The organism is Roseivirga echinicomitans (assembly GCF_001592935.1).
Lineage (GTDB): Bacteria > Bacteroidota > Bacteroidia > Cytophagales > Cyclobacteriaceae > Roseivirga > Roseivirga echinicomitans.
The window spans coordinates 180,181-205,807 of sequence record NZ_LRDB01000023.1 but is presented as its reverse complement, the minus strand read 5'-3'; the positions used below and the strand labels follow the sequence as shown (position 1 = coordinate 205,807).

Here is a 25,627-nt window from a genome sequence, read left to right as displayed (position 1 = left end):
AACTTCTTGACTTATTCAGCTTTGGCTTTCATTTTAAGGCCAAAAAGCGGCCTTAAAAACCATAACCTTCTAATTGCCAATTCATAAAATCCGAAGCAACCCACAAAAGTGAAGGCTACAACCAATACAAATTGCAAGGTTACTGGAATGGCGAGCGGGAAAATTAACGATGAGCCAAGGTAAAGAAAGGCCATATGAATAATATACACTGGGTAAGCCGCTTGGCTTAAATAACTCAATGCTCCGCTTGGTTTATTAAGGTATTTATAGCCAAAAGCAAAAACAGAAAACACCCAAAAACAAGTTTCAGTAGCCATTAAATAGTCTGGTGAATTGAGTTGAAACTCGAAATAACGGACTACATAAAGACCTACTGCCACCAAAACCAACACCCATCTCCATTTCAAAATAAAAATCCAAAATTCTTTGCCGCTATAGACACAACAAAAGCCAAATAGAAAGGCCAATAGTCCGAGAAAGAAGCCATGCCATGTTTGTGCATAAAGCTCATAAGGGTTAGGTTGAACCATCAAAACCTCGACAATCAAGGCTAATACAATGATTATAAATCCAAACGGGCTTTGGAATACCTTCTTGATTGCAATACCGATTTTTCCATTTTCATGCTTCTTTAGATAAAAGAAAAGAGGCGAAAGGAGCAGCACATAGACGAAAATATTCCCTAAGAACCATAAGTGACCTGGGTTGAAAATGTATGTCATTTTCGTTCCATAGTAGTGCTGAAGAATGATGATGTGAAGAGGAGCAATGCAAGCTGTTCCGAATAAGTATGGAATAAGTATTCGTCCAGTTCTTTCTTTAATGAGCGCCTTCCAATTCCTTCTTCGAATGGCGAAAAACACACCCATTCCACTTACAAAAAAGAGAAGGGGGATTCTCCATACATTTAACATCGACATTGGTGTCCAAATGGAACTAAGCGAATTTTCGCTTTGAATAAAGCCAATGAAAAGGCCCCATGGCTGAAACCCAATCGCGATATGATAGATCAGAAGTAAGCCAATGGCAATTACCCTGATCCAGTCTATATCATATCTTCTAGTGTTGATTGCTGTCATTTTTTTGATATTTTGACCTTTGGGACTTTGTTTTTATTTGAGCATTTCAGCAATGACCGGGCGGGTTTTTTCTATTTGTGTTAAGTCCACTTGCAAGCCCATAGGCGCTAGTTGTTTTCCGAACATTTCATAGATTCCTTTCACTTCGCTAAAAGGACCGGAAATCGATTCTAATGCAGTCTGTCCAAAATTGTTTTTAATGCTTTTGTCAGCATTGTTTGCTAGTAATACATTAACTACCTCTGTATTGCAGAAGTAAGCCGCTGAATGGAGTGCAGTGGAGCCATCATTATTAACTTGATCGATATTGACTTTTGCCTCAATGAGTACTTTTACTATTTCAGGCTTGTTAAATAGTGCCGCTGTAATCAATGGGCTAGATCCTCCGAAAGACTCTTTTTCATTCAGGTTAGAACCGGCTTGAATATGTTGTTTTATGGCTTCTAAATTCCCAGTGAGCGCAGCAGTATGGATGTCTACTTTAGGTGCTTTTACTTTTTCTGTGGCAGCCCCTTTTTCTGTAGTGCTTTCTTTTTTACTACCGCATGATGTGCTTACAAATATTAAGCAGATGACGCTTGTGAGTAATACTTTACTTAGACTTTTTCTTTGAGTTTTCATGATTTAAAATTTTTCTTTATTTGTTTAAAATCTTCTTTGCAAAGGTGATTAGAAGCCTTAAAGGCGGATTAATAGCTATGCTGATTTGAATAGCAAGTTTGCGGACATCATAGTTTTTATGATGCATGAATATAAATTATGACGCATTAGCCGATTTTAGCCCCGGATGTAAGAGTTGAAAGTCGTTTTTCGCTTCGAAGAATAATTACTTCCTTTGTAAGCGATCCTATTTCCGTTTATGCCCGATTTTAATCAATATGAAAATGATTTTTTGAACCGACTCACTCGAGTGGTTGAAGAGCATTTGTCTGATGAAAATTTTGGAGTGTCTGAACTTGCAGAGGCCATCAACATGAGTCGTTCGAATCTTCTGCGGAGGCTCAAGAAATCTACTGGTCTTTCCGTGAGCCTATTTATTCGCAAAGTTCGGTTGAAGCATGCCATGGAATTGTTGATAGATTCTTCTCAGAATGTAACTGAAGTTTCATATGCCGTTGGTTTTAGCAGTACCTCTTACTTTATAAAGTGCTTTCGTGAAGAATATGGTTTTCCTCCAGGAGAAGCTAGTAAAAGATGGCAGCCTGTACAGCCTATCAGTCAAGTTGAGGATAAACCAGCTGATGGGAAAAGTAAACTTGCTTGGGGTTTAGCTGTGGTAACCGCGCTTATTTTTATGATCGCTTATTTTGCCTTTAAAACCTCTAGTCAATCGGCTCCCACACAATTAGAAAAATCCATAGCTGTATTGCCCTTTAAAAACGACAGTGGCGATTCGACTAATGTTTATTTGATCAATGGTTTATTGGAGTCCACTTTGAATAACCTCCAGAAAATTAAGGATTTACGCGTAGTGAGTCGAACCTCTTCAGAAAAATATAGAAACACTTTCAAGTCCATTCCCGAAATAGCAAAAGAGTTGAACGTAAGCTATTTTGTCGAGGGTAGTGGTCAGAAGATCGGCAATGAAATACTGCTCAATATTCAGTTGATTGAGGCGGGCACCGACAGACACCTTTGGGCGAAGCAGTATAGCCGCCAAGTGACAAGTATTTTCGAGCTACAGGAGGAAATTGCCATCAGTATTGCTGCGGAAATTCAAGCAATTATTACTCCGCAGGAGCAAAATCTAATTGAGAAAAAACCTACAAATAACCTCGAAGCTTACGATTACTTTTTGAAAGGGCAGAACGAGTTCAGTAAGACTACAAATGAAGGTTTTCGCGAAGCAATAAGGTTTTTTAATGAAGCCCTTGAATTGGACCCTGAATTCGCTCGAGCACATGCGGGTATCGCTATATGTTATTACTACTTGGATATGTTTAAACAGGAAAAGGAGTACTTGACCGAAATTAACAATCACTCCGATAAGGCCTTGTTATATGATCCAAAGTTAGACGAGGCCCTAATGTCGAAGGCTTTGTATTACATGCACAATGGAGAATATATGCAGGCAGTGCCTTATTTAGAAAAAGCACTGGAGTATAACCCTAATTCAGCGCCTGTCATTAATATGCTTTCGGATTTTTACGCCAACATCAGCCCGAATACTGGGAAATACTTAGAATATGCTCTGAAAGGTGTTCAGTTGAATGTAGCGGCTTATGATTCTGTAACCACAAGCTTTTTCTATTTGAACTTAAGTAATGCCCTAATTCAAACCGGTTTTGTGGATGAGGCCCTCAAGTATGTAGATGTTTCTTTGGGCTTTAACCCAGAGAATCCTTTTTCGAAATATGTGAAGGCCTATATGCTCTATGCCCAAAACCATGACTGGGATGAAACTAGACGCCTCATAATCAAAGAATGGGAAAAGGATACTACTCGTTTAGATATTCTTCAAGACGTGGCTAAGGCCTATTATTATAAGCGGGACTATGATAGTGCCTATTACTATTTTAAAAAATTCATTGCGCAAAGAGATGCTGCTCAGCTTGATATTTACAGGCATCAACACGGCACTATTGCTTTAGTGTTTGAAAAGATGGGTTTTAAAAAGGAAGCAGAAGCGTATTTTGCAGACTACAAAGATTTTGCGGAGCATGACCAATCCATTTATAAGGGTTTGAACCTTTCAGTATACTACGCCCATTTTGGTGATTTGGAAAAATCACTCGCGTATATGGACTCGTTTTCCGAGGAGGATAACTATATGTATTGGGTGGTCCTTTTTCCTGATGATCCACTTACCGACAAGATCAAAGATCTACCAGAGTACAAACGTTTGACAAAGAAAATTGAAACCAAATTTTGGAAGAACCATGACCGGATACGAGCTTCCTTAGAGAACAAAGGCTTACTTAAGCCATTAATTGAATTCAAATAGCATATGTTCGATAGCAGAGAATACCCAAAATCTTTAGAAGAAACTACTTTCGAACTATGGCTTGAAGAAGGCCGCGAAAGCAAGATGCGTTATGAATATATGCTCGTAGTTTGGGACGATCTGGAAGGCGATTATCATCCAGAATATGTCGAAACGAGAACTTTGATTAATAAACATCCTTTTTGGGGAAACGCGACAGGGCATAGTACTACTGTTGCCGTTTACGACTTATACTCTGAGGCCCGGATTACAGTACAGTAATCCACGATAAACTTGAAACCGGAACAGGGGGCTACATACGATAGCTCAAAGCACCAGAAGGGCATTTAGCGATTTGGTCTTTTAGCGCTTGGGTGGATGCGTTTTCAGCTTTGATCCAAGGTTTCTCTTTGGGGTTATACACTTCTGGTAATGCTTTTACGCATTCGCCAGCATGAATACACTTTTGGGGTTTCCAAACTACGGTGAGTTCACCGTTTGAATATTCCTTTACGATCTCCTTTTCCATAGATCAAGATAAAATAATTTCTGAAAAAAATAGAGATACGTTGAAGCTCAGCAAAAGATTTAATCCCAAATACCATTACAAGCAGTAAGAATTACGGGCTGATTGTCTGTAATTAAAATGGTGTGTTCATGTTGGGTGATGTAACCTCCTTTATTGCCTACCAATGTCCAACCATCTCTAAGCTCTACGGCTAAGTTTGAGTGGGTTGAAATAAACGTTTCAATGGCCACGGTGGTGTTTTTCTTGAACCTTTGATGATTACTTTTTACTCTGTAATTCAAAATACTATCAGGCGATTCATGTAAGCTTCTACCTACTCCATGACCGGCTAAGTTTTTAATTACTCTAAAGCCTGATTTTTTTGCTTCGGTTTCAATGATCTGACCAATGTCCGCTATTTTCACTCCTCCTTTAATGCTGTGAATAGCTTTGTGTAAAATGCTTTTAGAAGCATCTACCAAGGGCTGATGGTTATGAATGTCCTTTCCTAAAATAAAAGACCCGCCATTGTCCGCCCAAAATCCATTGAGCTCGGCAGATACATCAATATTAATGAGATCACCTTCTTTTAATATTTTTGCCTTAGAGGGAATTCCGTGCGCACCTTCTTCATTCACGCTAATGCATGAATAGCCAGGAAAACCATAAGTTTCAAAGGGGGCTGACTTAGCGCCATAGCTTGTTAAAATCTGTCCACCGTAATCGTCTAATTCTTTGGTTGACATGCCCACTTGGGCATGTTCGCGCATCAGCTTTAAAGTAGTGCCGACTACTCCGCTAATTTTTTTCATTCCAATGAATTCAGACTCTTTTGAGATAGACATATATTATACCGTTTTAGGTAAGAAGACAAGCTGCAATTTAAGGAGAAATTAAGAGTAGGCTAGCGGATTGTAATCAATAAAAAAACCCCCCGAAATTCGAGAGGTTCAGTACCCAGGGCCGGAATCGAACCGGCACGATCGTGAAATCATTGGTGTTTGAGACCAACGCGTCTACCAGTTCCGCCACCTGGGCAGGTGTTGTAATTGGGGATGCAAAAATGAGTAAAGATTTTTTATGAAACAATAGCTTCAGCCAGTAAATTTTAGTCTACTTGAATAAAACCTTTGAGCGAAAAGGCAACGGGTTTATCGGCAAATTTAGCCTTGGTGGCTTTCCATACTTCACCAAACAATTCCGAATGACGATAACGGTTCAGTGCTTCTTCGTTTTCCCAATGACTATAAGTAGCAAAAATACACTCATCATTATAATCCCGCATCAATTCTAGGTATTGACAGCCTTCAAAATGACGAATACGGTCTTTGGTTTCGTTGAATAATTCGATAAAGGCGTCCATTTCTTCGGCCTTAAAAGTCATTCTTACAATTCTTGTTAACATTAGTCTTCAAATTGAATGAGGATTGGGCTGTCGTAGCTTAAGCCCAAAAGGGTAGAAGCATTCCCCTGATTGATTCCTATTTCCAAAACGTTCAGGCTATTGAACACGAAAAAGACTTCGCCTGGATCCACATCGTAATAATTAGAATGAACACTAGGAGCAGATTCGCGGCCAAATACCAATTTGTAATTTCTGTTTTTACTTAGAATATCGAAATCCACTTTACTGATATTGGTGATAAGGTTGCCGTAACGGTCCACTCGAATCACATGGCCGGAAATTTCTTTTTTGGTAGCACGAGGCTTCCTTAACATCAGTTGCGTGTATTCTGTAACTGCTTCACCTAGAGCGGAAACGTCTTCATTCGCGGCCAAGCGCAAGACAAAATCGGCCAAAATACCACGCTGAGGAAAAGTAGAATTATTGTCAACAGATAACTTTACAATGGTTTCTGGAGTTTTATCACTGATTAAACTTAAGATTCCGTTATCAGGGGCAACAAAAAAATGATCTTCAATTTTAGCTGCTAAATAAGAATCTTGATTAGCTTGTGCTACGTTAGTGCTAAGCATGTGAATGGTGCCTTTGGGGAAATCCCTAAACACGGCACTTACAACAAATGCCATATGGGCGATATCGAAAGGTTCGATATCGTGGCTAATGTCGATAAGTTTCAATGCGCTGTCCTTGGAAATCAAGGTCGCTTTTAAAGCGGCCACATAGTGGTCGGTGTGTCCAAAATCAGAAGTTAAAGTGACAATGGCCATAAAGGACTATTCGGTTAAAATTTCTAAGTTTGCGAATAGCAAAAGTATCGAAAATTTTGAGGCTAAATCAATCAAATAAAACATAGTTAAGCGTTTGGTAGAAAAATTAATTATACTCGAAAACATAGCCATGGTCGATTTTTTGGGCATGGCAAATGAGAACATCAAAGAAGTGGCCTCTGCTTTTCCTAAAAGCAAGATAGTATCGAGGGGCAACGAGATTCTCATTCAAGGAAATGCCTCAGAGATTATCCAAATCAATGATATTCTGAATTCTTTGGTACAGCATTACCATAAGTTTGGAAAGGTAACACATGACAATGTGAAATCTTATATCAAGAGTGAAGCGGAATATGTCAACGGACAAGGTGATGAAGGTGTTTTGGTCTATGGCAACAAAGGCAACACCATTAAGCCGAAAACGGCAAATCAACGAGCATTGGTGAAAGCCGTTGAAGAAAATGATATAGTTTTTGCTGTAGGGCCAGCTGGAACAGGTAAAACCTATATATCAGTAGCCATGGCCGTACAAGCCTTAAAAAATAAAGAAGTAAAGAAAATCATCATTACGCGTCCGGCTGTAGAGGCAGGAGAGAATTTGGGTTTCCTTCCAGGAGATCTTAAGGAGAAGATTGACCCTTATTTAAGGCCAATTTATGATGCCTTAGATGAAATGATTCCTTCGGAAAAGCTGAAATTTTATCAGGAGAATAGAGTGATAGAAATAGCGCCATTGGCCTATATGCGAGGCAGAACGCTTAACCATGCGTTTATTCTTTTGGATGAAGCCCAGAATACCACGGCCATGCAAATGAAAATGTTTCTGACGCGTATGGGGCCTAGCTCTAAGGTAATTGTTACAGGAGATATATCTCAGATTGACTTACCGAGAAACCAAAAATCAGGTTTGGCAGAGTCGCTCAGGATTTTAAGTGGCGTTAAAGGAATAGCAAGAGTAGATTTAGATGCCAAAGATGTGGTACGCCACAGATTGGTGAAAGAAATAATTTCGGCTTACGATAAACATCAAGAAGAAAATGATAAGAGTAAAAAAAGTGGAGAACCAGGAAGAGCTTGATCAAGCTTTTGCCATCCGTGAAAAAGTATTTATTGAAGAGCAGCTTTGCGACCGTGTGGAAGAGTTCGATGAGTTCGATGCGGAGTCCACTCACTTTATTGCTTACTATCAAGGTGAACCAGCTGGAACTTCGCGTTATCGCACTACAAAAAAAGGAGTGAAGCTAGAGCGCTTTGCTGTCTATGATGAATACAGAGGAAAAGGTGTAGGCAAGCATTTGGTTCAGGTGGTTTTGGCAGATGTTCAAAGCAATGTGGCCAAACCTGGCACTTTGATTTACCTCCATGCCCAACTTACAGCAATGCCATTATATACTAAATATGGTTTTGTGAAAGTGGGTGAAAAATTCGTAGAAGCGGCCATTGAACATTACGAAATGCAGAAAACTCTTTAGTTTTCTGTTTCCCCAATATTAAGAAAATGTAATACTAAGCAGTTGGCTGGTTAGGGTATTGTTAACCTTTTTGCAGATGTTAAAATCTAACATTTGCCTGAGAATGGTAGCCATAGTTTTGTGCAAAAAACAACACTATGAGACTAAAATTCTACCTAATCAAAATCAATAGTAGGCAACTGGGGATGACCCTGCTATTGTTGACCTGTATGGTCTTCCAATCCCTAGCACAAGCAACAGATGCTACAATTCAGGGCGTTATTACCGCTACCGATGCCAGTACCTTACCAGGTGCAACCATTCTTGTAAGAAATACTGCCACTGGTTTTCAAACTGGGACTGTAACCAATGCAAATGGTGAATATCGCTTTATTCAAGTACCATTGGGCGGTCCTTATGAAATCACTGCTTCTTTTGTGGGCTATGGATCAAAAAAGAAAGAAGGCTTTATGGTGAATCAAGGTGATCAGTTGAAGATCAACTTTGAATTATCTGAGGCAGTTACAGAAATGGAAACCATTGTGGTGACTGGTGATCAAATCCGTTCTTCTATCGACAGACAAGGAGAGGCGACCATCGTTAGCACTCAGCAAATTCAAAACCTGCCTTCTGAAGGAAGAAATTTCACTCGTTTAGTGAGTTTGTCTCCATTACAAGGTGGAGGAAGCTTGAATTTGGGAGGGCAAAGAAGAACTTCAACAGGCGTTACCATTGATGGTTTGAACGCTAGAAACACATTGACTGCGGGTGAAATCGGACAAGGTCCTTATACCATTTCGCAGGAAGCGATTAGAACGTTTGAAATTTCAACAAATGATTATGATGTAACGCAAGGTCGTCAAGGCGGTGGAGCCATTAAGGCGGTAACAAAGTCTGGTACTAATGATTTGCAAGGAAGCGCTTTTGTATACCACAGAAACGACAATCTTCAAAATGACCTTGACATTAGAGAAAATGAAAGAACTGCGGACTTCAACAATACACAATATGGAGTGAGTTTGGGTGGGCCAATCATCAAAGATAAAATTCACTTTTTTGCAGTATTTGAAAGACAAGAAGCGACTGATCCACTCTTTATTGCTGACATTCAAAATGCGGATGACGAGAATAGATCAGGATTGACGAAAGCGAATTTGGACCGATACTTACAGATCGCAAGGGCAAAATACGGTTTGAGCGCTGACCAGCAAGTAGGTCAATTTGAACGTTCGTCTGAGGCAAGTACCTTCTTTGCAAGGGTTGACTGGCAATTGAATAACATTCACAGGTTGACCATCAAGAATAACTACAACAAATACACCAACCCGTTCAGTACTAGCGATAACTCAAGCTTTGAATTAGCAGAAAGTTATTCTGACTTCAATTCTCAGGAAAACACTTTGGGTGTTTCATTGCGATCGGCCTTCAATGCCAATTTTACCAATGAATTCAAGTTGCAGTATCAGCATGCTGAAAGAGCTTATAACCCAAGCTCACAATTGCCTTCTTCAAACATTCCAAGAGCGATTGTAAATGTGCAGTCTACACTTCCTGATGGATCTTCGGCCAGCAGAACGGTTCAGTTGGGTGGTCAGCGTTACTCTCCTGAAACCAACTTGGAGAACATGATCCAGTTCACCAACACGGCTTATTTATCAAGAGGAAATGTGAATTTCACTTTCGGAACGGACAACATGATTACCTATTTGGAGACCTTACTTTCAAATGAGCAAAACGGTCGTTTCTTCTTCGATTCACTCGATGATTTCGAAAACTTAACACCAAGCCGTTATGCCAGAGAAGTGCCATTGCAAGGTTTGCCAATTGTAAAGCAAACCGTATTGGATTTGTCTCTTTTCGCGCAAGCAGAATTTAGCCTGCACAGAGATTTGGAAGTGATTGCTGGGGTAAGATGGGATGGAACAATCTTCACTGAAGGTGCAGAATTCAATCAAACGGTATTCAATGAACTAGGGATTAGAACAGACAATCGTCCTCAAGATTTGGACAACATTCAGCCAAGATTACAAGGAATATGGAATATTGGAGGTAAAGATTCAGACATCATTAAATTGGGTGGTGGTATCTTCAACTCTCAGCCACATTATTATGCTCAGGTAAACAACATTCAGAATTCTGGGACTTTGCTAGGTGCCATTGATGTAACGGGTGCGGATGTTCCAACTCCTGACTTCAACGCATACAGAAATGATCCAAGCACAGTGCCAGGCGTACCAGCAGGTCAAGTGCCATTCAGCACCATTAACGCAGTAGGCGACAACTTTGAAGTGCCAACTACGGCTAAATTCAACATTGATTATACGCACTACTTTGGTGATAAATATTCAGTTTCTGTAAACTATTTGGCAAGTAAAACCACCAATAACTATGTTTATCAGGAAGCCAACTTGGCGAAAGATCCATACTTTGTGACCAACGAAGGTAGAGAAGTGTTTGTGCCTGCGAATACCATTACCGCAAGCGGAATTACTGACTGGACCAACAGTAGAATTTCGAACCAAGTAGGTAGAGCTTTAGTATTGGAATCTGACGGTGAAGTAAAGCAGCATGCCATTATCATTTCCGGATCTGCTCAAGTAGGAAAGGATGGATACTTTAACATTTCCTATACAAGAAACAGCTCTAAGGATAACTCTTCTTACAACTGCTGTGTAGCCAACACTTCTACTTTCTTGCCTGTTACTGGCGATCCAAGAGACTTGAACTACGGTTATTCTGACAACAACTTCCGTTCGAAATTTGTAGTGAATACTGCTTCTCCCTCTTTCCATGGTTTTGTGTTAGGGGCGACAATTACAGGTTCAGGTGGTAGTCCTTTTAACTTTGTGGTTGATAATAACAACAGAAGTGCGAACGGTGACTTCAACCTGTCAAACGATCAGGCTTACATATTCGATCCGAATGATGCAAATACGCCACAGGCCATTAAAGATGGTTACATGGATATTTTGAATAATCCTGATGTACCTCAAAACTTCAAAGATTACTTGCAAGATAACTTTGGTCGGTTTGCAGAAAGAAATGCAGGCGTAAACGGTTTCTATGCAAACATTGACCTTCGATTATTGAAGAAGGTTAAGTTAATAAATGGTCATGGTTTAGAACTTTCTGCTGACCTATTCAACTTCGCAAATTTCTTAGATAGCTCAAAAGGGAATACACATAACTATGGTAGAAACCGTGAGCTAATGCGAATCACAGGCTTTGATCAGGCGACTAAATCTTATGATTACTCAGTGCAAACTGGAGCTGGTAATGAACCAATTGGCGGAACGCCATGGAGAGTTCAACTTGGTTTACGCTATACTTTCGGCCAATAATGGTGTTTTAAAATAGATAGATTGATGCTAAGGGTAGGCGTGAAAGCGCCTGCTCTTTCCTTTTAAAATTAGAAACAGATGAAAAAGTATATAGCAATAGTTTTAGTAATGATTTTAGGCTTGGGTTTAAAGGCTCAGCAGTCAGAGCACGTGGTTTTGATTTCTATTGACGGTTTCCGTCCGGATTTTTACATGGAAGCCAAATGGCCTGCACCAAACATGAAATGGATGGCCGAAAACGGAACAAAAGCCGAAGGCGTTCGTGGTGTTTATCCTTCAGTGACTTACCCTTCTCACACGACTTTAATCACAGGTGCTAAACCTGCTCGTCATGGTATTTATTACAATTCTCCATTCGAAGAAAAAGGCCAGACGGGTGCTTGGTATTGGTACGAAAACCAAATTAAAGTACCAACACTTTGGGATGCTGTTAGAGCGAAAGGAATGAAATCAGCAGCCTTCATTTGGCCAGTCTCAGTAGACGCACCTATCGATTATAATATTCCTGAATTCTGGTATTTGAAGGAAGGAACAGACCGTATTGAGCCAATGCGCGATAAAGATATTCCGAATGGTTTTTTCGAAGAACTTGAAAGAGAGGTTTTAGGAAAAATGAGCACCACCACGTTTAATGGTGAGTTTTTCAACAGAGAAGATAGAACAGGAGAAATGGCTGCTTATGTGTTGGAAAAGCACAAGCCTAATTTTATCGCATTACACTTAATCGGTACAGATCATTTTCAGCACCAAGGTGGAAGAGACGGTGAAATGGTGCCTTTTGCTGTAGCCGCTGCAGACAGAGCAATCGGTAAAATAAAGGAAGCAGCAGAAAGAGCTGGAATTCTAGATAAAACCACTTTTATCATCTCCGGAGACCATGGTTTTGTGGATGTGCACTCACTTTTGAGCCCTAATGTTTGGCTGGCAAATGCAGGTCTAATGTCCACTGCTAATGATAGAGGTAACTGGAAAGCTGCTTTTCACACTTCTGGCGCAGCAGCTTTTTTAATGCTGAAAGACCCTAAGGACACTAAAACCTTGAATCAAGTAAAGCAGATTTTAAATGACCTTCCTGAGAAAACTAAAAAGCTTTTTAGAGTAGTATCGAAAGAAGAGTTGGCTCAAGTAGGTGCCGATCCAAATGCGTTTTTGGCTATAGCACCGATACCAGGTGTGGCAATGTCGGGCTCAGCTTCTGGTGATGATTTGAAAAGAGGTTCAGGCGGAACCCATGGATATTTCCCTGACTTCAAACAAATTGAAACTGGTTTTGTGGCTTGGGGTGCTGGTGTTACTAAAGGCAAACTGGTACACAAAATAGGCTTGGAAGACGTTGCACCAGTGATAGCAACTTTATTAGGGCTAGATTTCACAGCGCCTGATGGAGTTTTATTTCCAGGTATTCTAGAAAAGAAATAAGTATTGTCTCTGGTGGGTTTGCTTTGCAAACTGGAAATGCTGCAGTAAAAAAGGGATCGCAACGATCCCTTTTTTTGTGGTATAAAATATACGTTACGCAGTTTTCTTTAATCTGGCAGGACTTAGTTTTTTAATCACTTGACTTACGGTTTGACGTGTCATGCCTGTTAAATCACCGATTTCTTGTTTGGTGAGCAATGTGAAGAGATGGTGTTTTTTGTTTTCAGCATCTGAAACCTCCTTGTCAAATTCATTGTAAATTACTTGCAGTCGCTCTAAGCTGTTGGCCGAACGAATGCTGAATAAGCGAGATTCTGCAATGCTCCATCGCCTTACTGCATTTTTGTTGAACCACTCGGAAACTTTAGAGTCTTCAACAATAATGCGTTTAAAAAAGTCGAGCTGATACACCCGCAAATGGCAGGGGATAATCGTTTTTGCGAATTCAAAAAACTGCCCATTCAGGTATTTTAAATTCCCGAATGTGTCTGGCGCGCTGAGGATGTCGTAGGTAATGTCCTGTCCTTGTGAGCCATAACTGCCTAGTTTTACAGCGCCAGATACAATTTCATAAATGGAATTGGTATGTTGGCCGGGCTGGTAGATTAGCTGATCCTTAGCAACATAGATTTCCTTTACTACTCTATCCAATGAGTAATCATCAGAAGAGCGTAAGTATTCAATCAAGTTCATTGTTCAGGTTGTTGAGTTGGGTCAAATTTAAAGACTGATTGCCTGATCAATGAAATTTTAATGTTATGCTTTCTTTACTTTGGATGAATGGCTTTAGTATTTTTTGTAATTCCTTCATTATAATAAAACAAATAATTATTTTGATTGAGTGAATTTTAATGCTTTCCCTTTTATTCGATTCTCTGCTACCTTTATCCTTGGAGTGGTTGTTTATCATTACAGTCATGAGTGGATTGATATTAAGATTTGGTTACCTCTTACGCTTTTCATCATCTATGTTTTTCTAGCACTTCGTAATTCTTTGCGCTTCCAGTATGTGCTCTCTGTTTTGGCTTTGGCCATCCTTTTTTGTTCGGGTTTTCTTCGGTTGAAGGAGCATAGAGTCGATAACTCACCCGACCATTTGCTACACATCAACCAAGAGATTGAGACTTACCGGGCGGTGGTTTATGAGGAACCCGCCATGAAGGCCAACTCAATCAATGTTCGGCTTGAGGTCACTGATGTGCTTGCTGAGAAATGGCAAGCAGCTTCGGGTTATGTGAATGCTTATGTTAGCAAAGAAGCGGGCGCAAATCTTCAGTATGGCGATATTTTATTGGTCAAAGGTTCGCCAAACCCTACAGAAGGACCTGCTAATCCTGGCGAATTCAACTTCAAGAACTATTTGGTCTATAATAACATCTTCCATCAGCAATTTATCGGAGAGGATTTTCAATTGCTTGGGCATGATTTGCCTTGGTGGAAATGGCCTATTGCCGCTTCAATCCGTATCAGAAATCGATGTGCCGAACTGCTCAAAGCCAGAATTTCAGATCCTGATGCTAGGGGAGTTTTGTTGGCAATTACATTAGGAGTAAAAGATGAACTGGATACCGAACTTCAAACTTCATTTTCAGCAGCAGGCGCCATGCATGTTTTGGCCGTTTCTGGTTTGCATGTAGGCATTATCTACGGAATTATCCTGCTCATTTTTAAACGAATTAAACTCAATACTTGGAAAAGGCGCTGGTGGATGGCGATCATTAGCATTGTGCTTTTATGGTGCTACGCATTCATTACTGGCCTTTCGCCTTCCGTGCTTCGAGCGGTAACTATGTTTTCATTTGTGGCCATTGCTAAGGCGAAAAATACCAACAGTAGTATTTATAATACGCTGGCCACTTCGGCTTTTGTGCTGCTTTGTTGGAATCCCTACTTGATTATGAGCGTTGGTTTTCAGCTTTCATATTTGGCTGTATTTGGCATCGTTTACCTTCAACCTAAATTTTATGCTTTGTTCGATATTCATAATATTTGGCTTGACAAGGTTTGGGCAATTAGCTGTGTTTCTCTAGCAGCTCAAATTGCGACCGCGCCCTTGAGTATTCTTTACTTTCATCAGTTTCCGAGTTACTTTCTATTGTCCAACCTGTTTGTAATTCCAGCCGCTTTTGCCATGCTCATTCTGGGTTTGGCGGTACTGGCCTTGGGCGGAATTCCATATTTGGGCGAAACCGTAAGCTGGCTGACAGAAGCCTTTGTTCGAATGGTGAATGCGTTAGTGCATTGGGTAAGATGGCTTCCTGGTAGCACTTTGGATGGCATCCACCTAACTACTGGTGAAACGTGGCTGATTTATGCTGTCATTATAATGCTCATCATTTTAATGGCCGAAAGACAATTCAAATACTTAATATGGTCGGTTGTATTTTGTGCTTTGTTTGTATCCAGCCAGGTCAATCATTGGAGTTGGTACAGAAGTGCAGAGTTCAGTATGTTGAATGTTTCGGGCGAATCCGTATTGGATTTTCGGGTGGGAAATAAAAGTAAGCTGGTAGCCGATACATCATTCTCACTAAATTTAGATCGAATTCAATTTCATTTAGAACCCAAAAGACAATTGGCAGGTAGTAGCATTCTTCCTTCCGAAGATCAATTGGAATTGGTAACTGAATATTTAAATGGGCATCAATTGATTGTTTTTCAGGGCCAGCGAATTTTTAAACTTAATCAAAAAATCAAGGTTGAATTTGAAAGGCCAGTGGAGGTGGATTACCTCATTCTTTCAAATGAAAGTGTTTATGACTTGGAGGACTTAGAAGGCAAATTTGAGTTTAAACAACTGATCATTGACAAATCAAATCGGAAGTTCTTGGTCGATAAGCTCACAAATCAGGCAGAAACGCTAAATTTGAAAGTATACTCCGTCTATCGTGATGGCTATTATTCAAAAATATGGAAGAAATGACTTTAGTGAAATACGAAGTGGCCAACCGCATTGCCACCATTACCCTCAATCGTCCCGAAAAAAGAAATGCCTTAAATGCCGAAATGGTAACGCAACTCAAGCAGGCCTTTACTCAGGCGGCAGGAGATGAAAGCGCTAAAGTGATCGTATTAGAGGCGGCTGGCGATTCCTTTTGCGCTGGTGCCGACTTGGCTTATTTACAGCAACTTCAGAATAATACCTTCGAAGAAAACTTGGCCGATTCAAATCATCTGAAAGAGCTTTTTCTGCAAATCTATCAGCATCCTAAAGTGGTAATTGCCAAAATTCAAGGTCATGCCATCGCTGGCGGTTGTGGTTTGGCTACGGTGTGCGACTTTTCTTTCACTGTACCCGAAGCTAAATTTGGTTATACCGAAGTGCGTATCGGTTTTATTCCGGCCATTGTAAAGGTTTTCTTACTTCGAAAAATAGGAGAAGGAAAAGCGAAGTCACTTTTGCTTACAGGTGAGTTAATTCCAGCCGAACTGGCAGAATCTATGGGCTTGGTCAACACAGTAGTAGAGGCTATAGAACTGGATAGAGAAGTAGCCAATTTTGCACAAATGTTGGTAGAGAAAAACTCGGGTCAGTCTATGACTTATACCAAACAAATGATCGCGGCTGTGCAAAGCATGGAGGTGGAAGAAGCTTTAAACTACGCTGCCGAAATGAATGCCAATGCCCGTGCCTCGGAAGATTGCCAAAAGGGAATTGCCGCTTTTTTGAATAAGGAAAAGATTGTTTGGTAAGTTTTGGCGATTTCTGCAAATCAATTGAGTACAGAATTATAACCGTTGAGTGTAACCATAAAACAGTTGATGTTGTCCAACTTTTAGGAGTATAAGTTATCGCTTACATTTCTATCGGTTTAAACTCAAAGGGTCATGTTGAAAAATTATGCAAAGGTTGCCATGAGAAATATCATGCGCCACAAAGGTTACTCATTCATCAATATTTTCGGTTTATCGGTCGGCATTACTGCCGCCATTCTCATTTTGCTTTATGCCCAAGGCGAACTGAGTTATGATAAAATGCACACGCAAGCCGATCAGACTTATTTGCTCTATAAACAGCGTATTACTCCCACAGGAACACAAGATACTTATGACACTTGGGTGCCCACTTTGGACGCTCTCAAAGATGAATACTCTGAAGTAATTGACGGAGTGAGGGTGGCGGAAAACTCCCTTTGGCTACAAGTCGGTGAGAAACGTTTCAATGAACCTGCAATTCTAACTGATGACACTTTCCTTTCCATTTTCAATTTTGAACTCAAGGCTGGCAATCGGGACAAGGTGTTTGAAAACTTAAACTCCATTGTGATTTCAGAAGAAGTAGGTCAACGGCTTTTTCCTAATGAAAACCCAATGGGGAAAATGGTTTCTATTGCTAGTTTAGGACAAGATTACATCGTTTCGGGTGTATTGGCAGAGCCACCTTATAATAGTCGATTACAACCCAATGTATTATTGCCAATCCAGAGCGATCCTGAATATGAAGGTGTGGTGGGGAATTGGGGTTCCTCATTTTTAGAAACCTACCTGCTACTTCAAAAGGACACTGATGTTCAAGCTTTGGAACAACGCTTTGAGCCGTTCATTGCGAAAATCTGGGATGAGCAAACTGCTGAAACCACAGACTTCAAATTGGTCAACCTTTTAGATTTATATGACCAACTGAATGGTAACCGTAGGTATGCTTATATTTTGTTGGTAGTCGCTTTGGTGATCGTGGTGATCGCCTCCATCAACTTTATGAATTTGGCCACTGCTCGTTCCATGGACAGGGCCAGAGAAGCAGGGGTAAGAAAGGTGCTCGGAGCCTTAAGGCGAGAAATGGTCATGCAGTACATGGTTGAATCTTTGAGCATTTCATTTCTTTCTTTGATCATTGGTTTTGGCTTGGCGTTGCTATTGCTCCCTCAATTCAATAGTATGTATAATGTAGAGTTAAGCCTCGGCTTTGCTAAAAACATAGAGCTTCTTTTGGGGCTAGTGGGCTTGGGTTTGTTGATTGGAATTGGTGCTGGACTCTACCCTGCTTTGTATATTTCTTCCCTCAAAAGTGTAGATTCTTTAAAAGGTAAAGTGCTCAAATCGAGTAAAATGAGCCAAGCTGTTCGGAACACTTTGGTAGTGGTGCAATTCATGTTTTCGATTTTATTAATCGTAGGCACTTTGGTACTGAACAAGCAGGTTAAGTTCATGAAAAACCAAGATATGGCTTTTGATAAAGCTGACTTGCTGGTGTTGCCTATCAATCAAAGGGATTTCCCTGGGGAGGAAGAAGGCCAAAACGGATTAGCTTCCATGCGGAATAACCTAAGTCAGAATTCAGCCATTGTCTCGTTAAGTGCTTCCGCTTCTGTTCCTGGAAATTTCCCTGGCCGTTTTACTTTTGTGGTGCCCGATGGTTTTACGCCTGAACAGCGTTTACGCATGCGTTATACTTATGTAGATCATGATTTCTTCCCGAATTTGAAGATGGAGTTTACGCAGGGGCGAAATTTCTTAACCAATAGTGAAGACGATCAATCGAATGCTGCCATTGTAAACCAGTCTGCTTTTGATGCTTTCGGTTGGGAAGGAATTGATGGAAAATACTTGAACTTCGGAAGTAGGAAAATGAAGGTAATTGGGGTGGTTAAGGATTATAATTTCGAATCATTGGCCAATGAAGTGGCGCCCATTATTCATTTTTATCGCCAACCAGAAAATGCAATTCACGGTTTTACGGTGGCCAGAATTCAGTCGGGCAGGGCACAAGATGCTCTGAAATTGGCCGAAATGGAATGGGCAAGGGTACTTCCTTCCGTGCCTTTTGATTACTATTTTCTCGATGATCAATTTGCGCAACTTTATGAAAATGAAGATCGATTAACTGATGCAATTGGCGCCTTTTCTATCGTGGCCATAATCATTGCATCGTTAGGCTTATTGGGGCTTTCTTCGCTTATCACCACACAACGCACCAAAGAAATTGGAATTCGAAAGGTATTGGGCGCTTCCGTTTCGAGCATTGTAAAAGAACTCACAAAAAGTTTTGCCCTGTTGGTGCTTATCGCTTTTGTGGTTTCTGTTCCTTTGGCTTTTTGGGTGTTGGAAGGCTGGTTAAATGACTTTGCCTATAAAACTGATATTGGGGTTGTGGTTTTCGCGCTAGCCCTTTTATGTACATTTTTGGTTGCCATACTAACCATTGGTATTCAAACCATCAATGCGGCTACCAAAAACCCTGTTACCGCCTTACGCTCCGAATAAGGAGCCGTAAGCTTAATGTTTAGCCCTTAAAATGCTTTTTTTGAAGTTTTGATGAACTCCAACGCAAAACTGCTGTTCTTTGCAGTTGACAGTTTGAATTAATCTTTACCTTCACTCTTAATGAACCAAGGGCTAAACATTCTAAAAAAATACTGGGGCTATAATGCCTTTAGGCCTTTGCAGGAAGATATTATCAATGCTTCGCTGGAAGGTAATGATGTGCTTGCTTTGTTACCTACGGGTGGAGGAAAATCAATCTGCTTTCAGATTCCCGCATTGGTAAATGAAGGGCTTTGCGTGGTTGTTTCGCCCTTGATCGCTCTGATGAAGGATCAGGTCTATCAGTTGAAAAAGCGTGGTATTTCTGCTGAATCCCTTCATGCAGGAATGTCCAAACGCGAGATCGATTTCGCACTAGACAACTGCGTCAATGCCGACATCAAGTTCCTCTATGTTTCGCCTGAAAGGTTAAAAACAGAGCTTTTTCAAGAACGAATTAAGATTGTTCGCGACACACGAGGGGTTAACTTAATTGCCGTAGATGAAGCGCATTGTATTTCGCAATGGGGCTATGATTTCCGCCCTGCTTACTTAGAAATTGCTACCATAAGAGAGCTGTTGCCTGAAACGCCAATTATGGCATTGACTGCAACCGCAACTGAAAAGGTGAAAGTGGATATTCAAGAAAGGCTTGAGTTCCGAAATAAGAAGGTATTCACCAAGAGTTTTGCCAGGGCAAACCTTTCTTATTCAGTTCGTTTCGAAGAGCATAAGGAAAGAAAGCTTTTAGAAGTACTAAATCGAGTTCGAGGATCTGCGGTGGTGTATGTAAGCACCCGAAGACACGCCAAAGAATTGGCTTTAATGCTTCAAAGAAGCCACATCAGTGCTGATTTTTATCATGCTGGTCTAACCCACGAAGAACGAAGCCTAAAGCAGGAAAACTGGATCCACAACCGCACGCAAGTGATTGTTTCTACCAACGCTTTTGGAATGGGTATTGACAAACCGGATGTTCGGGTGGTGATTCATATGGATTTGCCAGGGAATCTAGAAGGATATTATCAAGAAGCGGGTAGGGCAGGGCGTGACGAGAAAAAGGCCTTTGCGGTAATGATTTGCCACCAGAAGGACATCGAAGAACTACGAAAGAAGACGAAGAATTCATTGCCAGAAGTGAAATTGATAAGGGAGGTATATCAAATGTTGGGTAACTATTATCAGTTGGCCAATGGCAGCCACCCGCAAGATAGCTTCGATTTCGATTTTCAAACCTTCTCAAAAAACTTCGATCGACACCCAATGGAGATTTTCAACGGCATTAAAGTATTGGAGTCTCAAGGAGCAATCTTATTGAGTGAATCGTTCTATCAGCCCTCGCGATTGATGTTTGGGTTGAACCAAAAGCAGATGTATGAATTTCAGATTGCTAATGCTCAATTTGATCCATTGATCAAGGCAATTCTTAGGCTCTATGGAGGGGAGGCTTACAATAATTTGATTATCATTCAAGAAAATAACCTAGCAGCCAATTTAGGGCTTACCGTGGATGCCTGCCGAAAAATGCTGAAGCATCTGCATGAGCGAGAAGTGTTGGAATATATTCCTCAAAAGGATCAGCCTCAGTTATCGTTTATGATGCCGAAATACCCAGCCGACAAATTGCCGATTGATAACCACCAAATTGAAAGCAGGCGCAAGTTGATCACGGCTAAAATGGAATCGGTCATTGCTTATTTACACAATGAAGAACGCTGCCGAACGCAACAGTTGCTTGAGTATTTTGGTGAGGTAAATTATGATCCTTGTTTGGTCTGCGACAATTGTGTTCAGAATAAGAGAAAGGCTGAAGAACTAAAGTTGAGAGCTAAATATGAGGTACAAATATTCTCCTTATTGGGCCAGTCTACTGATTTTGATGTTAATGATTTGGTGAATGCAATAGCACCAGAAAACAAGAATGTTTTGACTATGCTTGTGGCTGAACTGGTCGATCATGGTGTGTTGAAATTTGATGAGTTTGGTAAGCTGGAAAAGGGAAAGAAGGATAATCCGTAAATGCATTAAAGTTGATTATGAGTTTTTTTGACGACATATATAACAAAATATTTAAAGGAAAGGACGAAGGCCCAGCAGAGTTAATCCATGAAACATTGGAAAGAACCAATAGAGAGTCAGAGAGCTTTCAATTATGGCTGGGGAGCAATAAACAGACTGAATTACTGACGGAAATCTATAATGCCTACCATCTGAAAAAGAAAGGTATCGTAACCAAACTCAATGTCCACTTGCTGGAAACCAAGTATTCTAATGGTTTTGCGGTTACTTATGGCAATGAAATATCGTGTGATGAGTTTAGAAATTTGTTCGATTATTTGAAAGAGAAAACACTTGAGTTCGAATATAGGTTGGCGCAAAACGACCGCAGAATCATTGATCGAGAGTCTTTTGAGGAGGTGATTGAGAAATGGTACTTGAAACCGCGGGGATTGGAATTGGAAGAAAATAAAACCAATCAACTTTACGGCAATATTCTGATCGAATACGTTATGATCGATCGAAAGCCCAGTTATATAAAATTGATGGCCAATATCTATCAAGATCGTTTATATTCCGAAGCCTTACCTTTTGAGGTATTTATTGAAAAATTGTTTGACCGAAACCTATAATTAAGAGAGTATGAAATCTGTACTGATTACCCTAACATTGATTTTTGGAAGCTTCTTTACCACTTTAGAACAACCAGATCAAATTTTCAACACTAAATTAAAAATTACAGTCTTAAATGAACTTGGCAACGTAGTGGAAGGCGCTGAAGTCACAATCTATAGGGCTAAGGCAGATTATAATGCTGAAAGAAATGCAGTTCAGGAAGCTCAACTAAGTAATAATAAGGGACAAGTGACCTTCAAGAAACTGGATGCCATTCCATACTATGTGATTGTGAGAAAGGGAGATATGGATAATGCTGGTGGAGGAGAAATTGTAAGTAAGCTTGAAAAAAAGAAGTTGAACAAAGTCAATATTGTAATATCAGATGGGGTGTAATTTGAGAGAAGTGCTTCTTACAGAAATTAAAACGTACCAATCGGAGTATAAAGAAGAGCAGGCTTTCAAACCTAGGTTTGAAAGCCTGCTTAGTAATTATGATAACTGCTTTGAAAGGTCTCTATTGATGGGGCATATAACGGCTTCTGCTTGGATTTTGAATTACAAAAGAGATGCTGTGTTATTACTCCATCATGCCAAACTAGACATGTGGCTTCAGCCAGGAGGACATGCCGATGGGGATGAAGACGTAAGGGCTGTTGCTGTAAAGGAAGCGGAAGAAGAGACTGGGATTTCGGGTTTCGTCTTTGCTTCAACAAAAATTTTCGACTTGGATATTCACACCATTCCCGAAAGAAAAGAAGTGCCTAAACATGAACATTATGATGTTCGATTTTTACTCGTGGCACCCGAACGAGCAGTTCCACAATTGAATCACGAATCAAATGACCTCAAGTGGATTCATTTCAGTAACCTGAAAGAAAAGATAAGTCATGAGCCATCGTTACTCCGAATGTATGTAAAAACAAAGCAACTTATTTAGCTGAAAGTATTGCTCGGGTGCAATAAAATTGCTTGAGTACCCTATATTTATCTTTGATGAAGTTTAACCAAAAATCCACTTTATTTCTGAGTCTTTTTATGCTCTGGTCCTTTGTGGCCTTGGTGTTTGTGTTTAATCCTAAGTCAAAGGATAAAGAGACAGTTGTTGAGGCTCCTACGGCTAGAGCTGAATTCTTTTCAAGAGAAAATGTACAGCAGAGAAGTGAATATATTCATCAAATGTTGGCCAACCCGTCAACGGATGAAATTCCGGTTAACATTCGCGAAATGGAGAGTGAGTTCATTCAAGAATTGAAACTTAATGCCAATCTGAACCGATTGAAAATGAGTGCCGCAGGGGTAAATGCGCAAAATAACCCCAGTTTACTGACTTGGAATTCCTTAGGGCCAAACAATGTGGGAGGAAGAACAAGGGCGGTAGCCATAGACGTTACCAATGAGAATATAATTCTAGCTGCTGGCGTGTCTGGTGGTGTATGGCGCTCTACCAACGGGGGGCAGAGCTGGACAAAAACGACTGACCCCGAAGAACTTCATAGTGTGACTTGTATCGTTCAAGATACTCGACCAGGGAAGGAGAATGTTTGGTATTATGGCACTGGCGAATTGGTTGGAAATTCAACACGCTCCCCTGGTGCTCCGTTTCGGGGAGATGGGATCTATAAATCTACCGATGGGGGACTCACTTGGGAACCATTGGCTTCAACCCAAGTAAATAATCCAGAAAAATTTAACTCTCCCTTTATGTACGTTTGGGACATCACTCTGAACCCTAATAGTGCTAATGACGAAATTATAGCGGCCATTTACGGTGGAGTAGTTCGTTCGGCCGATGGTGGTCAAACATGGGGGACTGTTCTAGGGAACTCCCTATACGAAGTGGGGAATAATGTTGACCTTAATAATGTACCGGCTATTTTTTATACTGAAGTATATAGAGCTAACAATGGTGTTTTTTATGCCACACTGAGCCGTTCTACCAACACGGCTAATGCTTTTTCTCAACTTGCAGGAATCTATAAATCGGATGACGGTGTGAATTGGACAAGATTTATTGCTCACACTGGACTGCCGTATAGACGAACCGAAATAGGAGCTTCTTTGAGCAACCCAAATATCGTTTACTTCCTTTCTGATACAGGTCAAGGACACAAGTTAATCAAGTATAATAATGTCACTGGTGCCAAAGAGGATAGGTCGGGTAATTTACCCGATGGAACGGATGAAGAAATTGAATCATTTGATTCCCAAAGTTCCTACGATTTATTTGTAAGAGTTCATCCTGCTGATGAAAACACAGTATTTGTTGGAGGAACGAATATATACAGATCGACAGATGGCTTTGCTACTAAGGGAAATGTAAAATGGATAGGAGGGTATAACCCAGATGTGGAGGGGAATAGTAGCTATCCTAATCATCATCCTGATCAGCATGATTTGGTTTTTTTGCCTTCAAATCCAAATGTGATGATTTCAGTAAACGATGGGGGGATTTTTAGGACCTCTAATAATTTGGCCAGTCCCGTGGTCTATGAATCGCTGAATAACGGCTACATCACCACTCAATATTATACTATAAATATGAGTCAATCTCCGGCTGATAACTTTGCTTTTGGTGGTCTACAAGACAACGGTAGTATTCTTTCTACGATTGGTACTGGCAATAATGGTGTGAGTTTAATTGGAGGAGACGGTGGCTTTACCGCTTCTACAAGATTTGGAATTAACTATTATACCTCATTTCAAAATGGGCAGGTTTACCGCCTTACACTGAATCGTAATTTCACACTTTCTTCCTTTGCTCGAGTTGATCCATCAGGAGCCGGAGCGGATCCTTCACAACCCATTCTTTTCATTAATCCATATGTACTAGACCATAATAATGGAAATAGGATGTTTTACGCTGGAGGTGATTTCCTATGGAGAAATAGGAACTTAAGCCAAATACCTTCGGGCTTACAGACAAAGACCGATGTGAACTGGGAAAAGCTAGAGAAAACGGAAATTACCTCTGGGTCCATTTCGGCACTCGAAACGTCCTCTGACCAAGAGAACATCCTTTATTATGGAACCTCTGAAGGTCAGGTATTCAGAATGGATTTTGCGCATTCCGATGGATACACAGTAACTGAGATCACCTCAGATATTTTCACTCCTGGTGGCTATGTGAATTCCATTGCTGTAAATCCAACCAATGCAAATGAAATCATGGTCGTATTCTCTAATTACCAGATAAAAAGTGTTTTCAGATCAACAGATGGCGGAACAACCTTTGAAGGTATTTCTGGAAATTTAGAAGAAAGTCCTGGCGCAATGGGAGGAGGTCCATCTGTACGTTGGGCAGAGATTGTGCCTAAAGCAGATGGGTTTACAGAGTACTATTTAGCCACTAGTGTTGGTCTTTTTCGTAGTACAGTGATTAATGAGGAGAACACAATTTGGATTCAAGAGGGAGCTCAATCCATTGGAAGTGTACCAGTGAACATGCTTGATTATCGCAGGTCGGATGGAAAGATAGTAGTGGCAACTCACGGAAATGGGTTGTATCAAAGTCAAATTTCAGGCGTAGTACCAGAGCCTGTGATACAAAGTGGTAGTGGTTTAGTGGTGGAGAATGCCTTCCCTAATCCATTTACAAACAATATAGCCATTAACTACACATTGCCTGAAACTGATGTGGTAAGAGCGAGAGTTTATAACTCTGATGGAAAATTAGTTAAGACAATTGCCTTGGGGCTTGGTTTTCAGGGTGAAAATGAAATTTTTTGGAATGGAACGGATGTTAAAAATAGCCCAGTTCCACCTGGGGTCTATATTATTCGCGTTGAGTACCGAGGCGAAATTAAAGTTCAAAAGGTAATTTATACTAGAGAGTAATTCCTTTTAGAAACAATTGTGGTTTGTATCTTTGCCACCTA

Annotated in this window: 21 protein-coding genes and 1 tRNA gene; 14 read left to right on the top strand and 8 right to left on the bottom strand. The window is 40.5% G+C overall.

Features of this window, described 5'->3' with window-relative positions; all coding sequences use genetic code 11:
- Window positions 1-11: 11 nt before the first annotated feature.
- Both AWN68_RS12245 and AWN68_RS12240 read right to left on the bottom strand, forming a co-directional pair.
- Entirely contained in the window at window positions 12-1,079 is a 1,068-nt protein-coding gene (locus AWN68_RS12245) for an acyltransferase family protein (protein WP_068415969.1), read from the bottom strand.
- Between the two features lie 33 nt (window positions 1,080-1,112).
- The gene (locus AWN68_RS12240; RefSeq protein WP_068415967.1) at window positions 1,113-1,700 is read right to left on the bottom strand and encodes an ankyrin repeat domain-containing protein; all 588 of its coding nucleotides are present in this window, start codon (window positions 1,698-1,700) and stop codon (window positions 1,113-1,115) included.
- A 238-nt stretch (window positions 1,701-1,938) separates the two neighbouring features.
- On the opposite strand from AWN68_RS12240, the gene AWN68_RS12235 reads away from it, so the two are divergent.
- Complete coding sequence (locus AWN68_RS12235) at window positions 1,939-4,023, top strand: helix-turn-helix domain-containing protein (RefSeq protein WP_068415964.1); 2,085 nt, start codon at window positions 1,939-1,941, stop codon at window positions 4,021-4,023.
- 3 nt (window positions 4,024-4,026) lie between these two features.
- Entirely contained in the window at window positions 4,027-4,284 is a 258-nt protein-coding gene (locus AWN68_RS12230) for a hypothetical protein (protein WP_068415963.1), read from the top strand.
- Between the two features lie 31 nt (window positions 4,285-4,315).
- Here the strand turns inward: AWN68_RS12230 and AWN68_RS12225 are convergent, their stop codons facing one another.
- The 5 genes from AWN68_RS12225 to AWN68_RS12205 form a co-directional block, all read right to left on the bottom strand.
- Window positions 4,316-4,531, bottom strand: coding sequence for a (4Fe-4S)-binding protein (locus AWN68_RS12225; protein WP_068415962.1), 216 nt, complete (start codon window positions 4,529-4,531; stop codon window positions 4,316-4,318).
- 59 nt (window positions 4,532-4,590) lie between these two features.
- Window positions 4,591-5,355 carry a type I methionyl aminopeptidase gene (map, locus tag AWN68_RS12220; RefSeq protein WP_068415959.1) on the bottom strand — a complete coding sequence of 255 codons (765 nt, stop codon included), beginning with the start codon at window positions 5,353-5,355 and terminating at the stop codon, window positions 4,591-4,593.
- 109 nt (window positions 5,356-5,464) lie between these two features.
- A tRNA-Leu gene (locus AWN68_RS12215) sits at window positions 5,465-5,548 on the bottom strand.
- Between the two features lie 70 nt (window positions 5,549-5,618).
- The gene (locus AWN68_RS12210) at window positions 5,619-5,915 is read right to left on the bottom strand and encodes a putative quinol monooxygenase (protein ID WP_068415957.1); all 297 of its coding nucleotides are present in this window, start codon (window positions 5,913-5,915) and stop codon (window positions 5,619-5,621) included.
- The gene (locus AWN68_RS12205) at window positions 5,915-6,682 is read right to left on the bottom strand and encodes an SAM hydrolase/SAM-dependent halogenase family protein (protein ID WP_068415955.1); all 768 of its coding nucleotides are present in this window, start codon (window positions 6,680-6,682) and stop codon (window positions 5,915-5,917) included. Before AWN68_RS12205 ends, AWN68_RS12210 begins: the two co-directional genes overlap by 1 nt.
- Before the next feature lie 94 nt (window positions 6,683-6,776).
- On the opposite strand from AWN68_RS12205, the gene AWN68_RS12200 reads away from it, so the two are divergent.
- The 4 genes from AWN68_RS12200 (at window position 6,777) to AWN68_RS12185 (ending at window position 12,893) form a co-directional block, all read left to right on the top strand.
- Complete coding sequence (locus AWN68_RS12200) at window positions 6,777-7,760, top strand: PhoH family protein (protein ID WP_068415952.1); 984 nt, start codon at window positions 6,777-6,779, stop codon at window positions 7,758-7,760.
- The gene (locus AWN68_RS12195; RefSeq protein WP_068415949.1) at window positions 7,720-8,154 is read left to right on the top strand and encodes a GNAT family N-acetyltransferase; all 435 of its coding nucleotides are present in this window, start codon (window positions 7,720-7,722) and stop codon (window positions 8,152-8,154) included. The genes AWN68_RS12200 and AWN68_RS12195 overlap by 41 nt, the downstream gene beginning before the upstream one ends.
- A 137-nt stretch (window positions 8,155-8,291) precedes the next feature.
- Window positions 8,292-11,474, top strand: a complete 3,183-nt coding sequence (locus tag AWN68_RS12190) for a TonB-dependent receptor (protein WP_068415946.1) — start codon at window positions 8,292-8,294, stop codon at window positions 11,472-11,474.
- A gap of 78 nt (window positions 11,475-11,552) precedes the next feature.
- On the top strand, window positions 11,553-12,893 hold the full coding sequence (locus AWN68_RS12185; RefSeq protein ID WP_068415943.1) for an alkaline phosphatase family protein: 1,341 nt from the start codon (window positions 11,553-11,555) through the stop codon (window positions 12,891-12,893).
- A 93-nt stretch (window positions 12,894-12,986) separates the two neighbouring features.
- Here AWN68_RS12185 and AWN68_RS12180 read toward each other — a convergent pair whose 3' ends face one another.
- Entirely contained in the window at window positions 12,987-13,586 is a 600-nt protein-coding gene (locus tag AWN68_RS12180; protein WP_068415940.1) for a Crp/Fnr family transcriptional regulator, read from the bottom strand.
- Window positions 13,587-13,734: 148 nt separating this feature from the next.
- Between AWN68_RS12180 and AWN68_RS12175 the strand changes: the two genes are divergently transcribed.
- The 8 genes from AWN68_RS12175 to AWN68_RS12140 all read left to right on the top strand — a co-directional run bounded on the left by AWN68_RS12175 (window position 13,735) and on the right by AWN68_RS12140 (window position 25,586).
- Window positions 13,735-15,816, top strand: coding sequence for a ComEC/Rec2 family competence protein (locus tag AWN68_RS12175; protein ID WP_068415936.1), 2,082 nt, complete (start codon window positions 13,735-13,737; stop codon window positions 15,814-15,816).
- Window positions 15,804-16,586 (top strand): enoyl-CoA hydratase/isomerase family protein, encoded by a 783-nt coding sequence (locus AWN68_RS12170; protein WP_068415934.1) that lies wholly within the window; start codon window positions 15,804-15,806, stop codon window positions 16,584-16,586. The genes AWN68_RS12175 and AWN68_RS12170 overlap by 13 nt, the downstream gene beginning before the upstream one ends.
- A gap of 135 nt (window positions 16,587-16,721) precedes the next feature.
- Window positions 16,722-19,097 carry an ABC transporter permease gene (locus AWN68_RS12165; RefSeq protein ID WP_068415930.1) on the top strand — a complete coding sequence of 792 codons (2,376 nt, stop codon included), beginning with the start codon at window positions 16,722-16,724 and terminating at the stop codon, window positions 19,095-19,097.
- A gap of 120 nt (window positions 19,098-19,217) precedes the next feature.
- Entirely contained in the window at window positions 19,218-21,155 is a 1,938-nt protein-coding gene (locus AWN68_RS12160) for a RecQ family ATP-dependent DNA helicase (RefSeq protein WP_068415929.1), read from the top strand.
- Between the two features lie 17 nt (window positions 21,156-21,172).
- The gene (locus AWN68_RS12155) at window positions 21,173-21,766 is read left to right on the top strand and encodes a hypothetical protein (protein ID WP_068415926.1); all 594 of its coding nucleotides are present in this window, start codon (window positions 21,173-21,175) and stop codon (window positions 21,764-21,766) included.
- 10 nt (window positions 21,767-21,776) lie between these two features.
- The gene (locus tag AWN68_RS12150) at window positions 21,777-22,145 is read left to right on the top strand and encodes a peptidase associated/transthyretin-like domain-containing protein (RefSeq protein WP_068415924.1); all 369 of its coding nucleotides are present in this window, start codon (window positions 21,777-21,779) and stop codon (window positions 22,143-22,145) included.
- Window positions 22,135-22,689 (top strand): NUDIX hydrolase, encoded by a 555-nt coding sequence (locus AWN68_RS12145; protein WP_084362850.1) that lies wholly within the window; start codon window positions 22,135-22,137, stop codon window positions 22,687-22,689. Before AWN68_RS12150 ends, AWN68_RS12145 begins: the two co-directional genes overlap by 11 nt.
- Before the next feature lie 56 nt (window positions 22,690-22,745).
- Entirely contained in the window at window positions 22,746-25,586 is a 2,841-nt protein-coding gene (locus tag AWN68_RS12140; RefSeq protein WP_068415919.1) for a FlgD immunoglobulin-like domain containing protein, read from the top strand.
- The last annotated feature ends 41 nt before the right edge of the window (window positions 25,587-25,627 follow it).

Excerpts from the sequence above, each read along its gene's own strand:
- AWN68_RS12160 (WP_068415929.1), top strand. The coding sequence starts at position 19,218 with ATGAACCAAGGGCTAAACATTCTAAAAAAATACTGGGGCTATAATGCC.
- AWN68_RS12205 (WP_068415955.1), bottom strand. The coding sequence starts at position 6,682 with ATGGCCATTGTCACTTTAACTTCTGATTTTGGACACACCGACCACTAT.
- AWN68_RS12170 (WP_068415934.1), top strand. The coding sequence starts at position 15,804 with ATGGAAGAAATGACTTTAGTGAAATACGAAGTGGCCAACCGCATTGCC.
- map (WP_068415959.1), bottom strand. The coding sequence starts at position 5,355 with ATGTCTATCTCAAAAGAGTCTGAATTCATTGGAATGAAAAAAATTAGC.
- AWN68_RS12230 (WP_068415963.1), top strand. The coding sequence starts at position 4,027 with ATGTTCGATAGCAGAGAATACCCAAAATCTTTAGAAGAAACTACTTTC.
- AWN68_RS12240 (WP_068415967.1), bottom strand. The coding sequence starts at position 1,700 with ATGAAAACTCAAAGAAAAAGTCTAAGTAAAGTATTACTCACAAGCGTC.
- AWN68_RS12155 (WP_068415926.1), top strand. The coding sequence starts at position 21,173 with ATGAGTTTTTTTGACGACATATATAACAAAATATTTAAAGGAAAGGAC.
- AWN68_RS12235 (WP_068415964.1), top strand. The coding sequence starts at position 1,939 with ATGCCCGATTTTAATCAATATGAAAATGATTTTTTGAACCGACTCACT.
- AWN68_RS12150 (WP_068415924.1), top strand. The coding sequence starts at position 21,777 with ATGAAATCTGTACTGATTACCCTAACATTGATTTTTGGAAGCTTCTTT.
- AWN68_RS12185 (WP_068415943.1), top strand. The coding sequence starts at position 11,553 with ATGAAAAAGTATATAGCAATAGTTTTAGTAATGATTTTAGGCTTGGGT.
- AWN68_RS12145 (WP_084362850.1), top strand. The coding sequence starts at position 22,135 with ATGGGGTGTAATTTGAGAGAAGTGCTTCTTACAGAAATTAAAACGTAC.
- AWN68_RS12225 (WP_068415962.1), bottom strand. The coding sequence starts at position 4,531 with ATGGAAAAGGAGATCGTAAAGGAATATTCAAACGGTGAACTCACCGTA.
- AWN68_RS12210 (WP_068415957.1), bottom strand. The coding sequence starts at position 5,915 with ATGTTAACAAGAATTGTAAGAATGACTTTTAAGGCCGAAGAAATGGAC.
- AWN68_RS12165 (WP_068415930.1), top strand. The coding sequence starts at position 16,722 with ATGTTGAAAAATTATGCAAAGGTTGCCATGAGAAATATCATGCGCCAC.
- AWN68_RS12140 (WP_068415919.1), top strand. The coding sequence starts at position 22,746 with ATGAAGTTTAACCAAAAATCCACTTTATTTCTGAGTCTTTTTATGCTC.
- AWN68_RS12190 (WP_068415946.1), top strand. The coding sequence starts at position 8,292 with ATGAGACTAAAATTCTACCTAATCAAAATCAATAGTAGGCAACTGGGG.
- AWN68_RS12195 (WP_068415949.1), top strand. The coding sequence starts at position 7,720 with ATGATAAGAGTAAAAAAAGTGGAGAACCAGGAAGAGCTTGATCAAGCT.
- AWN68_RS12180 (WP_068415940.1), bottom strand. The coding sequence starts at position 13,586 with ATGAACTTGATTGAATACTTACGCTCTTCTGATGATTACTCATTGGAT.
- AWN68_RS12245 (WP_068415969.1), bottom strand. The coding sequence starts at position 1,079 with ATGACAGCAATCAACACTAGAAGATATGATATAGACTGGATCAGGGTA.